Raw genomic sequence first — 13,395 nt, forward strand, 5'->3', positions numbered from 1 at the left:
TTCGGCCAATCTCCAGCGTTTGCGCTTATTTCACGGACATGAACGGAAAACCTTGCACAAGACAAACGGCAATCTTTCAAAATCCCCATGTCGGGGAACTAGGAGCTGCGGATGAACTGGCATCTTCAGGACGCGAAGAACAATTTTTCAAAAGTGGTCCAGCGCGCGCGGACAGAGGGGCCGCAGACCGTGACGCTTCGCGGCGAACGGGCAGCGGTCGTGCTGTCCGCCGAGGACTACGACCGCCTGGCCGGGAAGAAGAAATCGCTCGCCGAATATCTTCTGACCGGCCCCGGCTGGGACGATGAGTTTGATAAGGAAATCACCCGCCGCTCGGATACGATGATCCGGGACGTCGACCTCTGATGTATCTGCTCGATACGAATGTTGTTTCAGACGCGCAAAGGCGACTGCCAAAACCAACCGCCTGGCTGGCTTCGGTTGATCCGACCTCGATCAGTCTCAGTGTGATCACCATTGGTGAGATCGAACGTGGGATCGTCAAGCAGCGCAAGACCGACCCCGATAGAGCAGCCCGGCTTGACGTCTGGCTGCGGGAACTGCGCCGAGACAATACGGACCGCATCCTGGCGATCACGGAAGAGATCGCCCTCGCGTGGGGCCGCATCACGGCGGGACGTACGCGAGGGAACGCCGACACCCTTATTGCAGCGACCGCCCTCGTGCACGACCTGATCCTGGTCACTCGAAACGTCGCTGACTTCGAAGACGTGGGCGTGACGGTCGTCAATCCCTGGGAAGTCTGACGTTTCAAGATCCGCTGATTGGCAACTTCACATCAAGTTGACCACCGCGCTTGCGCCAGAACTTGAAACGAAACGGGCCGTTCCTATTTGCTTGGTGCACATTCACTCCTTTCTCGGGGAATCTCACCATGCGTTATAATCAGCTCGGCAACACCGGCCTGTTCGTTTCCGAACTCTGCCTCGGCACCATGACCTTCGGCGCCGCCGGCGAGAATGCCCAATGGGGCCTGATCGCCAGTCTCGACCAGAAGGGCGTCAACGAGATCGTCGGCCGCTCGATTGCCGCCGGCGTCAATTTCTTCGACACGGCGGATGTCTATTCCTTCGGCCAGTCAGAGCAGCTGCTGGGACAGTCGCTCAAGGATCTCGGCGTGAAACGTTCGGACGTTATCATCGCCACCAAGGTGCATGGCGTCATGGGCAGCGGACCCAACGAGCGCGGCTCCTCGCGCGGCCACATCATGGACTCGGTCGACGGCAGTCTGAAGCGGCTGCAGCTCGACCATATCGATCTATACCAGCTCCACGGCACCGACACGGTGATGCCGATCGACGAGACGCTGCGCGCGCTCGAAGATCTCGTCGCCAGCGGCAAGGTCCGCTATGTCGGCGTCTCCAACTGGCAGGCCTGGCGTGTCGCCAAGGCGCTGGGCATAGCGGAGCGCAAGGGCTTCGCCCGTTTCGAGACCATCCAGTCCTACTACTCGATCGCCGGCCGCGATCTCGAGCGCGAGATCGTGCCGCTGATCAACGAGGAAAAGCTTGGCCTGATGGTCTGGTCGCCGATGGCCGGCGGCCTGCTTTCCGGCAAATACGGCCCCGGCGCACCCGGCAATGGCGAGGGCCGCCGCGCTTCCTTCAACTTCCCGCCGGTCAATGAGGACCGCGCCTGGGCCGCGGTTGCGGTCATGCGCGAGGTCGCCAGGAAGCACGATGTCAGCGTCGCCACGGTGGCATTGGGCTATGTGCTGGCAAAACCCTTTGTCATGAGCGTCCTCATCGGCGCCAGTCGCATGGACCAGCTCGAGCAGAACCTCGCCGCAACCGGCTTGAAGCTCGACGCCGACGACCTCGCCAGGCTCGATGAGGTAAGCGCGCTGCCCGCCGAATATCCCGGCTGGATGCTGGAGCGGCAAGGCGCCGGCCGGCGCCCCGCGCCTTTCGTGCCGAAGGCGTAATTCCGTTCGGGCAGACAGGTCGGAGCCGCGTGCCATTGGCGCGCGGCTCTTTCCTCATTCAGAGACGAACGGTTTCCGCGAGAAAATCGAGGAAGGCTCGGACGCGGGCCGGCAGATGCTTGCCCTGGCCAACATAGACGGCATGTGTCGGCTCCTCGTCGCCGGGATTGAACTCCTCAAGCAACGGCACGAGCAGCCCGGCGGCGATGTCGGGTTCGACATGCCAGCGCGCCAGCCGCGCTATGCCGGCTCCTGCCAGCGTCGTTCGCCGCATCGCTTCGCCATCGGTCAGCGACATGTTTCCGACTATCGGCATGATGATCGACTTGCCCGTCGCATCGACAAAGGGCCAGCCCTCGATATGCCTGGCGAAGCCGAAGGCCAGCATGTTGTGGCGAGCGAGGTCGGACAATGCGCGTGGCCTGCCGCGCGATGCCAGATACGCGGGCGACGCGACCAGGACCATCCGGCTCTGGCCGAGCTTGCGCGCAACCAGGCGTGACTCTCGCAGCGGTCCGGCGCGGATAGCGACATCGGCGCGCTCTTCCAGAAGGTCGATGACACTGTCGGTCAGCACGGCTTCGACGAAAATCTCGGGATAATTTTCCAGGAAGCGCGGCAAGAGCGGCATCAGCCGGTGCTGGCCGAACGGCACATAGGAGTTGACCCTCAGCCTGCCGCGCGGCGCCGCGCCCGCCGCCGCTTCGCGCTCGGCCGCGTCGAGATCGGCGAGGATGCGCAGGCCGCTGTCATGGAAGGCCGCCCCTTCCGGCGTCAGCTGCAGCTTGCGCGTCGAGCGGCTGATGAGGCGCGCGCCAAGCCGCGCCTCCAGCCGCGCGATCAGCTTGCTCACCGCCGACGGCGTCATGCGCAGCGCCCGCGCCGCGGCGGAAAAGCTGCCCGCCTCGACCACGCGGACGAACACTTCGATCTCGCCGGAGCGGTTGATCTCGGGTCTCGCCATTCGTGAATCTATTTCACAGAAAATATGCCTGATGCAAGACTGGTTCACAGCTTGGGGGATCACGATCTTGCGTGTCGGGGCGCGGGACTGAGCGTCCCTTTCCTGATCAACCGGACCGCAGCCATGCCCCTTGCTCTTTATGCCCTCACCGCCGGCGCCTTCGGCATCGGCGTCACCGAATTCGTCATCATGGGCCTGCTGCTCGATGTCAGCGCCGATCTCGGCGTCTCGATCTCGGCCGCGGGCCTGCTCATTACCGGCTATGCGCTGGGCGTCGTCGTCGGCGCGCCGCTGCTTGGCGCTTTGACCGGACGCCTGCCGCGCAAGACCTTGCTGCTTGCCTTGATGGTGGTCTTCACCGTCGGCAACCTTGCCTGCGCGCTGGCGCCCGACTACTGGACGCTGATGGCGGCCCGTGTGCTGACCGCCTTCGCCCATGCCTCCTTCTTCGGTGTCGGCTCCGTCGTGGCCACCAGCCTTGTCGCGCCCAACCGGAAGGCCTCGGCCATCGCGCTGATGTTCACCGGCCTTACCGTCGCCAACATTCTCGGCGTACCCTTCGGCACGTGGCTCGGCCAGGTCTATGGCTGGCGTTCGAGCTTCCTGGCCGTCACGCTTGTCGGCGTCATCGCCTTTGCCGTGATCGCGCTGCTGGTGCCGCGCGACGAGCCCGCAACCATGGAGGAAGAAGAGACCTCCGAAGGCACGCTCGCCGTGCTCGGCCGCCGGCCGGTGCTGCTCGGCCTTTTGACCACGGTGCTGAGCTGGGTCGGCGTCTTTGCGGCCTTCACCTATCTGGCGCCCATCCTCACCCGCGTCACCGGCTTTTCCGAGGCAGCTGTCTCGCCGATCCTGCTGGTCTTCGGCGGTGGGCTGGTGGCGGGCAATCTGCTCGGCGGGCGCCTTGCCGACCGCCATCTGGTGCCGACCGTCATCGGTACGCTGGTCGCACTGTCGGCGATGCTGTTCGTCATGGCCGCTGCGATCCACCAGCCCATTGCGGCGATCGTGGCCGTCGGTCTGCTCGGTGCCGCCGCCTTCGCCACCGTCGCGCCGCTGCAGATGTGGGTGCTGGAGAAGGCCGAGGGCGCAGGCCAGGGCCTGGCCTCCTCCTTCAACATCGCCGCCTTCAACCTCGGCAACGCCATCGGCGCCTGGCTTGGCGGCTTCGTTATCGACCACGGCCCCGGCCTCGGCGCCGTCCCTCTCGTTGCCGGCCTGGTGCCGCTCGCCGCGCTCGGCGTCGTGCTCATGGCGCTGCGCCTCGAACGCGGCCGGGCGATCGGCAAACCGGTCACGGCGCAGTGTTGATCGGCTGAACTCCGCCTTCGACGTCCCCAAGGAGAAAAATCATGGAATATAGATCTCTCGGCGCCTCCGGCCTGAAAGTGCCCGCCCTTTCCTTTGGCGCCGGCACTTTCGGTGGCTCCGGCCCGCTGTTCGGCCACTGGGGCAATAGCGACGCGAAAGAAGCGCGCCGGCTGGTCGACATCTGCCTGGAAGCCGGCGTCAACCTCTTCGACACGGCCGATGTCTATTCGAACGGCGCCTCCGAGGGGGTGCTGGGCGAGGCCATCAAGGGCCGCCGCGACGCAGTGCTGATCTCGACCAAGACCGCGCTGCCGATGGGCGATGGCCCGGCCGACTGGGGCTCGTCCCGCTCGCGCCTGATCCGCTCCGTCGACGCGGCGCTGAAGCGCCTCGGCACCGATTATATCGACTTGCTTCAGCTCCACGCCTTCGACGCCTCGACGCCGATCGAGGAGGTGCTGTCGACGCTGGATCACCTCGTGCGATCCGGCAAGCTGCGCTATGTCGGCGTCTCCAACTTCTCCGGCTGGCAGGTGATGAAGTCGCTCGGCCTGGCGGAAGGGCACGGCTACCCGCGCTACGTCGCGCATCAGGTCTATTATTCGCTGGTCGGCCGCGACTATGAATGGGAGCTGATGCCGCTCGGCCTCGATCAGGGCGTCGGCGCCTTGGTATGGAGCCCGCTCGGCTGGGGCCGGCTCACCGGCAAGATCCGCCGCGGAAAACCCTTGCCGGAAAAGAGCCGGCTGCACGGCACCGCCGATTTCGGCCCGCCGGTCGAGGACGAGCAGCTTTTCAAGGTGATCGATGCGTTGGAGGCGGTCGCCGCCGAGACCGGCAAGACCGTGCCGCAAATCGCCATCAACTGGCTCCTGCGGCGGCCGACCGTGGCATCGGTGATCATCGGCGCGCGCAACGAGGAGCAGCTCCGCCAGAATCTCGGCGCCGTAGGCTGGGAGCTGACGCCGACGCAGATCAAGGCGCTCGATGAAGCAAGCGCGGTGACGGCGCCTTATCCGTACTTCCCTTATCGCCGCCAGGAAGGTTTCGCCCGGCTGAACCCGCCGGCGGTGTAACTAAGTCGCGGCCGTCCATATCCAGGGCGATCATGAAACTTATGCGATTAGCCGCACCCTTGCGAGCTTCGTCATCCATGGGCGGAGCAGCCGCGCGCTTCGCTCCTTGCTTCGCCGTGGATGACGAAGCGAGGGGCGTTTCCGCCAAACACTCTGCGCCGCCTCAGTGCACCAGAAACTCCCCATCCAGCTTCCGCCACTCGTTCGGCGCGATCAGCTTGTGATGCGTATAGGTGACCGAATGCAGCGGGCCGTCGAGCTTGGTCTTCCAGAACTCGATGAAGCGGATCAGCACCGGGAATTCCGGAGCTAGGTCGTAGTCCTGCCAGACATAGCTCTGCAGCAGATGCGGATGGTCCGGGAAGTGGTAGAGAATCTTGGCCGTGGTCAGCCCATAGCCCCTGAGCATCAGGTCCATTTCGGAATGGTCATGCATCGCAGCCCCTTACGGTCGATCTCCTTTCCTCCCAACGCCGGATTCTGCGCCCGGTTGCTTAACTGTCTATTGATTTTCGCATACCAGACCCGAGTTTTCCATCGAAAAAACAGTTGGTTAGCAGCCTTTGAACGCGAGTGCTGACAGCGCTTCGGCATGCCCCTGCGTCATCCCGCCACGCGAATCCAACGTCTAATGTTGCCGTCGCCGCGGAACTGTTAATAATGCCCGCGAATTCGCGGCCGCTTCGCCGCGATGCCGCCGGCGGCTTCGCGGCCGCTTCGCCGCGATGCCGCCGGCGGCGCAAGCCGGTGGATGGTTCGGGAGGAAAGCAAAGAAATGTCCGATGTGCATGTCCACCGCGTCCAGCCGGCGTGGAAGAAGAACGCGTTGATCGACAACGACACCTATCTCAAATGGTATGCCGACAGCGTGAAAAATCCGGATAAGTTCTGGGGCAAGCACGGCAAGCGCATCGATTGGTTCAAGCCTTTCACCAAGGTCAAGAACGCTTCCTTCAACGGCAACGTCTCGATCAAGTGGTACGAGGACGGCCAGACCAATGTCTCCTACAATTGCATCGACCGGCATTTGAAGAAGCGCGGCGACCAGACCGCCATCATCTGGGAAGGCGATAACCCTTACGACGATCGCAAGGTCACCTATAACGAGCTCTACGCACATGTCTGCCGCTTCGCCAACGTGCTGAAAAAGCACGGCGTCAAGAAGGGCGACCGCGTCACCATCTACATGCCGATGATCCCGGAAGCGGCCTATGCCATGCTCGCCTGCACGCGTATCGGCGCGATCCACTCGGTCGTGTTCGGCGGCTTCTCGCCCGATGCGCTGGCCGGCCGTATCGACGACTGCAAATCGACCATCGTAATCACCACTGACGAGGGCCTGCGCGGCGGCAAGCCGATCCCGCTCAAGGACAACACCGACAAGGCGATCGACGTCGCCGCCAAGGCCGGCACCAAGGTCGAGAAGGTGGTGGTGGTTCGCCGCACCGGCGGCAAGACCGGCTGGGTGCCGGGACGCGATGTCTGGTACCACGAGGAGGCGCAGACCGTTAAGGCCGACTGCAAGCCGGAAAAGATGAAGGCGGAAGACCCGCTTTTCATCCTCTACACCTCCGGCTCGACCGGCAAGCCGAAGGGCGTGCTGCACACCACCGCCGGCTATCTCGTCTATGTCTCGATGACGCACCAATATGTCTTCGATTACCATGATGGCGACATCTACTGGTGCACGGCCGATGTCGGCTGGGTCACCGGCCACAGCTACATCGTCTACGGGCCTCTGGCCAACGGCGCCACGACGCTGATGTTCGAAGGCGTGCCGAACTATCCCTCGCAGTCGCGCTTCTGGGAGGTGATCGACAAGCACAAGGTCAACATCTTCTACACCGCGCCGACGGCACTGCGCGCGCTGATGGGCGCCGGCGACAGCCATGTGAAGAAGACCTCGCGCAAGTCGCTGCGCGTGCTGGGCACGGTCGGCGAGCCGATCAATCCGGAAGCCTGGGAGTGGTATTACAACGTCGTCGGCAACGCCAAGGTGCCGATCGTCGACACCTGGTGGCAGACCGAGACCGGCGGCATCATGATCACCCCGCTGCCCGGCGCCACCGACCTTAAGGCCGGCTCCGCCACGCGGCCCTTCTTCGGCGTCCAGCCGCAGCTGGTCGACGGCGAGGGCAAGGTGCTGGAAGGCGCCACCGACGGCAATCTCTGCATCGCCGATTCCTGGCCGGGCCAGATGCGCACCGTCTATGGCGACCACGACCGTTTCGTGCAGACCTATTTCTCGACCTACAAGGGCAAATACTTCACCGGCGACGGCTGCCGGCGCGACGCCGACGGCTACTACTGGATCACCGGCCGGGTCGATGATGTCATCAACGTTTCCGGCCACCGCATGGGCACGGCCGAGGTGGAATCGGCCCTGGTCAGCCACGACAAGGTGTCGGAAGCCGCCGTCGTCGGCTACCCGCACGACATCAAGGGCCAGGGCATCTACTGCTATGTCACGCTGATGGCCGGCACCCCATCGAGCGAGGAATTGCGCAAGGAACTGGTCGCGCATGTCCGCAAGGAGATCGGCGCCATCGCCACGCCCGACAAGATCCAGTTCGCGCCGGGCCTGCCGAAGACCCGTTCGGGCAAGATCATGCGGCGCATCCTGCGCAAGATCGCCGAGGACGATTTCGGCGCGCTCGGCGACACCTCGACGCTGGCCGATCCGGCCGTGGTCGACGATCTCGTCGCCAACCGGCAGAACAAGAAGGGCTGATGACCGGCGAGGTCGGCATCGTCAGTCAGCTCTGGCGCTATCCGGCGAGCTCGCTCGCCGGCGAACGGCTCGATGCCCTCTCCATCGGGCTGAAGACCGTCGACGGCGACCGGCTGTTCGGACTGGTCGACGCTTCCGACGGCGAGATCGCCAGGCCCGACCGCGAGGCCAGGTGGCACAAGGTGCCGCTGATCCGCACCCGGCTGAGCGAGGCCCCGGTGAACAAGGAATGGCGGCTCGAAGTGGCGGTGCCCGGCGGCGAATGGCTGCCCGCGCCGGATCCTGAAAGCGATCGCACGGTATCGGCCTTTCTCGGCTTCGAGGCCTCGATCCGGCCGTTCGGCGCGGAGAACGCGGCGCCCGGCTACGCCGGCCCGCTGACCGAGGCCCGCTATGCCAAGGCGCCGATCCATCTGCTCACCACGGCCTCGCTGGCCAGGCTGAAGACCCTGCATCTCGAAGGCACGCCCGATCCGCGCCGCTTCCGGCCCAACATCGTCGTCGAGATGGATCCGGTCGAAGGCTCCTTTCCGGAGACGGAGTGGATCGGCAGGAAGCTCGCGGTCGGCGATCTCAAGCTCACCGTCTGCGAACCCTGCCGCCGCTGCGGCTTCACCATCATCGCCCAGGACGGTTTCGACACCGATCCCGGCATTCTGCGCAATCTGGTGCGCCACAACGCCCACAATCTCGGCGTCTACTGCACGGTCGACCGGCCGGCACAGATAGAGATCGGCGCGCCGATGCGCTTGATGGACTGAAGCGGGTCGGGTCTACCGGTACAAATCCGCCCGCGTCGGCGGCAGGCCGCTCGGGCCGCGGGCGCGCTTGGTGGCCACAGTCTGGAAAATCTGCGCCGAGCCGCGCTCAAAGGTGATCGAGCAACCCGTCAGATAGAGCAGCCACAGCCGCGCCTTGGGCTCGCCGACCTCAGCGACCGCCTCGTCGAAGCGCGCATGCAGGCGCTCCGCCCACAGGCGGCAGGTTTGCGCATAATGCTCGCGCAGGTTTTCCACGTCATAGACGAGGAAGCCGTGCGCCTCGAGATTGCCGAGCGTCATGCCGATCGTGTCGAGCTCGCCGCCGGGAAAGATGTATTTGATCAGCGCCTTGTATTCCGGCCCCTTGCGCAGGGTCTTCTTCAGGTCGCCCTTGCTGCGCCGGGTGATGGCATGATGCAGATAGATGCCGCCGGGTTTCAGCAGGCGGTGGACGGCCGAGAAATAGGCAGCGTGGTTGGCGATGCCTAAATGCTCGAACATGCCGATCGACGAGATCTTGTCGAAAGTGCCCGAGAGTTCGGCATAGGATCTTATCTCGATGGTGATGCGGTCCTGCAGCCCCTCGGCGCGTATGCGCTCGCGGGCAAGCTCCGTCTGGGCCTGCGACAGCGAGACGCCGTGGCCGACGACGCCGTAATGCTTCGCCGCATGGATCAGCATCGCGCCCCAGCCGCAGCCGATGTCGAGCAACGTTTCGCCCGGCTTCAGCCTGAGCTTGCGGCAGATATGGTCGAGCTTGTCGATCTGCGCCTGGCCGATGCCGTTGGCGAAATCCCTGAAATAGCCGCAGCTATAGACCATGCGCTCGTCGAGGAAGAGCCGATAGAAGGCGTTCGAAATGTCGTAATGGTGCTGGATCGCCTCCTTGTTCGACCCGCTGACATAAGGGTTGCGGCCGGAAAGATCGCTGCGCGCCGTCATTTGTTTGCGCGAGAAAAGCACCGCCGGCAGGTCGCGCAAAATCGCCAGCTTCGGCAGCGATCTGAGCTTCGTCTTGAGCTTGCCTTGCGAAGGCAAGGCATAGAAATCGAACAGCGTGCCTTCTTCGATGTCGACGGTCTTGGAAATCCACATCTCGACCAGCGTCGAGAAGCGCGGCCGGCGAAGCAATTGCCAGACGATATCCTGGTCGTTGATGGTGAGCACCGGACCGCCGGCGGGACCGATGCGCTCGCCGGTCCAGAGCTTGACCGCGAAACCCGGTTTCAGCGTCTCGACGACCGTTCGTGCGATCCGCGCGGCTTTGTCGGCGGCGTCCATTCTCACCTCCCGATGAATGCGGACCTTCCCGGGCGCCACTGTCATCCAACTGGCCTGCGTAGCGCAATCCCGATCTGTTGCCCAAAAACACCGCGGGCAGGGATTTCCCGCCTGCCATTCCGTTGCGGCACCTTGCCATTTGCCGCGACGCACCCCATCATCTGTGTGTGTTCAACGAACTGAAAGGAGGTGATCCGATGTCGAGTGATTTCGTTTTCCATAACGTGAGCTCAGCGGATTGCACTTTCGGGAAGCAGTCTTCCCGTTAAGGCGCGAGACGCGCGGCAGGTAGCCCGATGGGGTTGCCGCCGGAAGCCGCGTCATGGACGGAAACACGGAAGGCCGCCGGCTTCGTCAAGAAGCGGCGGCCTTTTCCTTTTGGCGTCGGCGCTGCAGGTCAGCGGCTGATTGTAAGCTTTTCGATATTGCGGCTGATTTCGCCGAAGGCCTGTTTCAGTTCGGCGCCGTTGGCGGCCTCGTAATAATGCTTGAGCGACGAGGTGTCGTCAGTCGCGCAGTCCTTCAACAGGGACTTGGCCTGATCGCGTTCGGTCGCGGACATGCCCGGGTCGTTGAGATCGAAGCCGATGGTGAATATCTCGATGCCGTCGCGCTTCATGTTATCGCAGATGTTTTCGGCATTGGCGCGCGACTTTTGACCTTGATCCTGCGACCGCGACGCGCCGCGTCCGCCGGCAAAGGCAGTGTTGAACTGGCCGTCCGTCATCAGGATGGCGATCTTGGCCACCCTGTTCCGATCGAAGTTGGCGGGGCCGGCACCCAGGCGGGCGCTCGAGATTGCCGTGCGCCAGGATGGCGAGAGCATGTAGTAACCCCATTGCGCGGCAATGCCACCTGCGGTCACGCCCCCAGCCTGAAAATGATCGATCGCCGTCAGCAGCTTGTCCGCATCGGCAGTCAGCGGAACCAGCGCAGCCGTAGGGCATAGCTTCATGCGGTAGTCGCGGTTGACTTTGGCCAGATAGATCTTGCCCTGGTTGTCCCGGCGTTGCGTGTAGGGCCCGTCCGATGAATAATCGGCGTAGCCGTCCTTGTCCTTGCGCTCGGTTGCGCAATGGTCGGACACGGTGGCGGAAACCGCAACCGGGGCATCGATCGGCGGAGGCACTTTCGGCCCCGCCTCGGTCTCGACGAAGACGGTATCGGCCAGACCACCGGTGTTGACGGCTTCGGCGTAGGGTATGATCGATACGCGAATCCGGGGATCGTTGGAATCCCGGTTCTGATCCAGGAGATCCTTGACCGTCTGCGATGCGGCCGTCTGCAGGTCGCCGATCTTGTTGGTCTTGGTGCGCCAGTCGGGCCTCATCGAACCGGTGACGTCGAGCATCATCGCCACCTCGACGGTCTTGTCCGAATAGAGCGCCGTGGTCGAGGCAGTCACGCGCCGCATATTGCTGGTGCTGAACAGCGGGAAAAAGAGGCCGACATCGACATGCGCATCCGCCTGCACGGTATTGGCCGTCCTGTTGACCGTGAGCTTGTCGAGCACGATCTTGTTGGCCTGCAGTATGCCGGCCGTGCTGTTGGCGTCGAGAAACGCCTGCACCGTTTTGCTGGCATCGGTTTCCGTAATGACGCCGAGGGTGAGATCGCGGGCCGTCGAGGTGACAGCGGCGTCGACGACGCCCTGCAGGCTCGACCTTGCATTGTAGAGTTGCGAGATATTGACCGCGAATCCCGCCCCCAGCGCGAGGACCGATGCGGCAGCTCCGAACAGAACCGCGAAATTGCCTTCGCGATTGCGGGCAAAGCGGTCCACCCCACGAACGACGCCTCTGAACTGCCGCATCTCTTCCGCCTCCACTGTCCGCGGCACCGTGCCGCTCGGCAGAGGCCTTGCAGGATTTCGGCCAGACGCGGGCGACGGCCGCCGCAAGGCGATTAACAGGCAGTTAACCGATTGTTTTTGCTAGCTTTCGAAAAATTTGAAGGTCAACGCGAAGTAAACGAAAATGCCTTGGAAACGCGACCTTCATGAAGCGCTTACCATAGTCTTGAAGACTGTCGCGGTCGTTCTCTCTTCGGCACAATCGAACTGTGCCGAAGCGGGTCAGCGGCTCCGGTGAAACACGGCGCGGCGCAGGGTCTGTTGAGATTCAGGTCAGGCCGAGTCGAGAAGGGCGGCTTCCGAGAACCGGAGCGGAGCGTACTTAAAGTACGTGAGCACCGGAAGCGCAGGAGGCCGTCCTTCGCAGGCCGGCCTCACCTGAATATCGACAGAACCTACCCCAGCATCCGCGCGCTGCCCGTCCGATCGACGCCATGATGCGGGGATTGAAGTGGTTGCTTTCCTTCTCGTAGGTCCAGACCTTGAACAGGCCGGGCCGGTGCGCGCCGAAACTGTGCAGCAGCGGCACGTCGGTGGCATCGCGGCCGCGGGCGACTTCCATCCAGGCCGAGAAGTCCATCGGCGCCGCCTTCTCAGGCGGTGCCGGCCGGTCTAAACTGGGCTCTGCGTTTCGCCCCTCCCCGAAAACGATTCTCCAGGACATCCGATGTTTGCAGGCTCAAAATTCGCCGCCTTCCTATTCGACATGGACGGTACGGTGCTTAACTCGATCGCCGCGGCGGAACGGGTGTGGGCAAAATGGGCGGAGCGACACCGCCTCGACGTGGCGAGTTTCCTGCCGACGATCCACGGCAAGCGCGCGATCGAGACGATCGCGGAACTGAGGCTGCCGGGGGTAGACGCCGTCGCCGAAGCCGATGCGCTGCTCAAGGCCGAGGCGGAGGACCTCGAAGGCATCGTCCCGATTCCCGGCGCCATCGCGTTTCTGCAATCGCTGCCGCCGGAGCGCTGGGCGATCGTCACCTCGGCACCGCGCCAGCTGGCGCTGCTGCGCATCGAGGCGGCCGGCATTCCGGTTCCCGCCATGATGGTCACGGCCGAAGACGTCACCCATGGCAAGCCGGCGCCGGACTGCTTCCTTTTGGCGGCAAAGCGTCTCGGCGTCGAGGCGCGCGACTGCCTGGTCTTCGAGGATGCGCCGGCGGGCATCGCGGCAGGCGAGGGTTCCGGCGCATCGGTGGTGGTGATCAGCGCCACGCATGTCCACCCGCTGGTCACGCCGCACCCGACAATCCGTTCCTATGACGAAATCGGCATCGCGGTCGACGATACCGGTTTCATCGCATTGTCGCCGACACGGGCTGCGGCCTAGTCGCTCGTACATCGACTTTGACGGATTGTAGGCTGTCGGCAGGCGAGATTTTCACCGTTCGTTTCGATTGGCCGAAGCCTCCGTGACGTCGTCATCCACGGGCGGAGCGACGCGAAGCGGAGCGCAGACCCGAGGATCCAT

The 13,395-nt window shown here is 63.8% G+C and carries 12 protein-coding genes and 1 pseudogene; 8 read left to right on the forward strand and 5 right to left on the reverse strand.

The features are described 5' to 3' along the window. Window positions 1-111 precede the first annotated feature (111 nt). The 3 genes from FJ980_RS26360 to FJ980_RS26370 all read left to right on the forward strand — a co-directional run bounded on the left by FJ980_RS26360 (window position 112) and on the right by FJ980_RS26370 (window position 1,945). Window positions 112-366 carry a type II toxin-antitoxin system Phd/YefM family antitoxin gene (locus FJ980_RS26360; protein ID WP_112128570.1) on the forward strand — a complete coding sequence of 85 codons (255 nt, stop codon included), beginning with the start codon at window positions 112-114 and terminating at the stop codon, window positions 364-366. Continuing rightward, the gene (locus FJ980_RS26365) at window positions 366-767 is read left to right on the forward strand and encodes a type II toxin-antitoxin system VapC family toxin (protein ID WP_140546614.1); all 402 of its coding nucleotides are present in this window, start codon (window positions 366-368) and stop codon (window positions 765-767) included. Before FJ980_RS26360 ends, FJ980_RS26365 begins: the two co-directional genes overlap by 1 nt. A 128-nt stretch (window positions 768-895) precedes the next feature. Further along, on the forward strand, window positions 896-1,945 hold the full coding sequence (locus FJ980_RS26370) for an aldo/keto reductase (protein ID WP_140546615.1): 1,050 nt from the start codon (window positions 896-898) through the stop codon (window positions 1,943-1,945). A gap of 58 nt (window positions 1,946-2,003) precedes the next feature. On the opposite strand, the gene FJ980_RS26375 is transcribed toward FJ980_RS26370, so the two are convergent. Further along, the gene (locus tag FJ980_RS26375) at window positions 2,004-2,909 is read right to left on the reverse strand and encodes a LysR family transcriptional regulator (protein ID WP_140546616.1); all 906 of its coding nucleotides are present in this window, start codon (window positions 2,907-2,909) and stop codon (window positions 2,004-2,006) included. A gap of 123 nt (window positions 2,910-3,032) precedes the next feature. Here FJ980_RS26375 and FJ980_RS26380 point away from each other — a divergent pair, with 123 nt between their 5' ends. Both FJ980_RS26380 and FJ980_RS26385 read left to right on the forward strand, forming a co-directional pair. Then, window positions 3,033-4,220 (forward strand): MFS transporter, encoded by a 1,188-nt coding sequence (locus FJ980_RS26380; protein WP_140546617.1) that lies wholly within the window; start codon window positions 3,033-3,035, stop codon window positions 4,218-4,220. Between the two features lie 41 nt (window positions 4,221-4,261). Beyond that, window positions 4,262-5,296 carry an aldo/keto reductase gene (locus FJ980_RS26385; protein WP_140546618.1) on the forward strand — a complete coding sequence of 345 codons (1,035 nt, stop codon included), beginning with the start codon at window positions 4,262-4,264 and terminating at the stop codon, window positions 5,294-5,296. Window positions 5,297-5,459: 163 nt separating this feature from the next. Here the strand turns inward: FJ980_RS26385 and FJ980_RS26390 are convergent, their stop codons facing one another. Continuing rightward, window positions 5,460-5,732 (reverse strand): aspartate-semialdehyde dehydrogenase, encoded by a 273-nt coding sequence (locus tag FJ980_RS26390; protein WP_140546619.1) that lies wholly within the window; start codon window positions 5,730-5,732, stop codon window positions 5,460-5,462. 339 nt (window positions 5,733-6,071) lie between these two features. Here FJ980_RS26390 and acs point away from each other — a divergent pair, with 339 nt between their 5' ends. Then, window positions 6,072-8,027, forward strand: a complete 1,956-nt coding sequence (acs, locus tag FJ980_RS26395) for an acetate--CoA ligase (protein WP_140546620.1) — start codon at window positions 6,072-6,074, stop codon at window positions 8,025-8,027. Next, on the forward strand, window positions 8,027-8,788 hold the full coding sequence (locus tag FJ980_RS26400) for an MOSC domain-containing protein (protein WP_140546621.1): 762 nt from the start codon (window positions 8,027-8,029) through the stop codon (window positions 8,786-8,788). The genes acs and FJ980_RS26400 overlap by 1 nt, the downstream gene beginning before the upstream one ends. 12 nt (window positions 8,789-8,800) lie before the next feature. On the opposite strand, the gene FJ980_RS26405 is transcribed toward FJ980_RS26400, so the two are convergent. The 3 genes and pseudogenes from FJ980_RS26405 to FJ980_RS26415 all read right to left on the reverse strand — a co-directional run. Then, window positions 8,801-10,069, reverse strand: a complete 1,269-nt coding sequence (locus FJ980_RS26405) for a cyclopropane-fatty-acyl-phospholipid synthase family protein (RefSeq protein ID WP_140546622.1) — start codon at window positions 10,067-10,069, stop codon at window positions 8,801-8,803. Between the two features lie 397 nt (window positions 10,070-10,466). Then, the gene (locus FJ980_RS26410) at window positions 10,467-11,882 is read right to left on the reverse strand and encodes a pilus assembly protein (protein ID WP_140546623.1); all 1,416 of its coding nucleotides are present in this window, start codon (window positions 11,880-11,882) and stop codon (window positions 10,467-10,469) included. Between the two features lie 434 nt (window positions 11,883-12,316). Beyond that, window positions 12,317-12,474, reverse strand: a pseudogene (locus tag FJ980_RS26415) (transglutaminase family protein); the annotation flags it as partial. Window positions 12,475-12,588: 114 nt separating this feature from the next. Here FJ980_RS26415 and FJ980_RS26420 point away from each other — a divergent pair. Continuing rightward, the gene (locus FJ980_RS26420) at window positions 12,589-13,254 is read left to right on the forward strand and encodes an HAD-IA family hydrolase (protein ID WP_140546624.1); all 666 of its coding nucleotides are present in this window, start codon (window positions 12,589-12,591) and stop codon (window positions 13,252-13,254) included. The last annotated feature ends 141 nt before the right edge of the window (window positions 13,255-13,395 follow it).

Source organism: Mesorhizobium sp. B1-1-5, assembly GCF_006443065.1.
Taxonomy (GTDB): Bacteria; Pseudomonadota; Alphaproteobacteria; order Rhizobiales; family Rhizobiaceae; genus Mesorhizobium.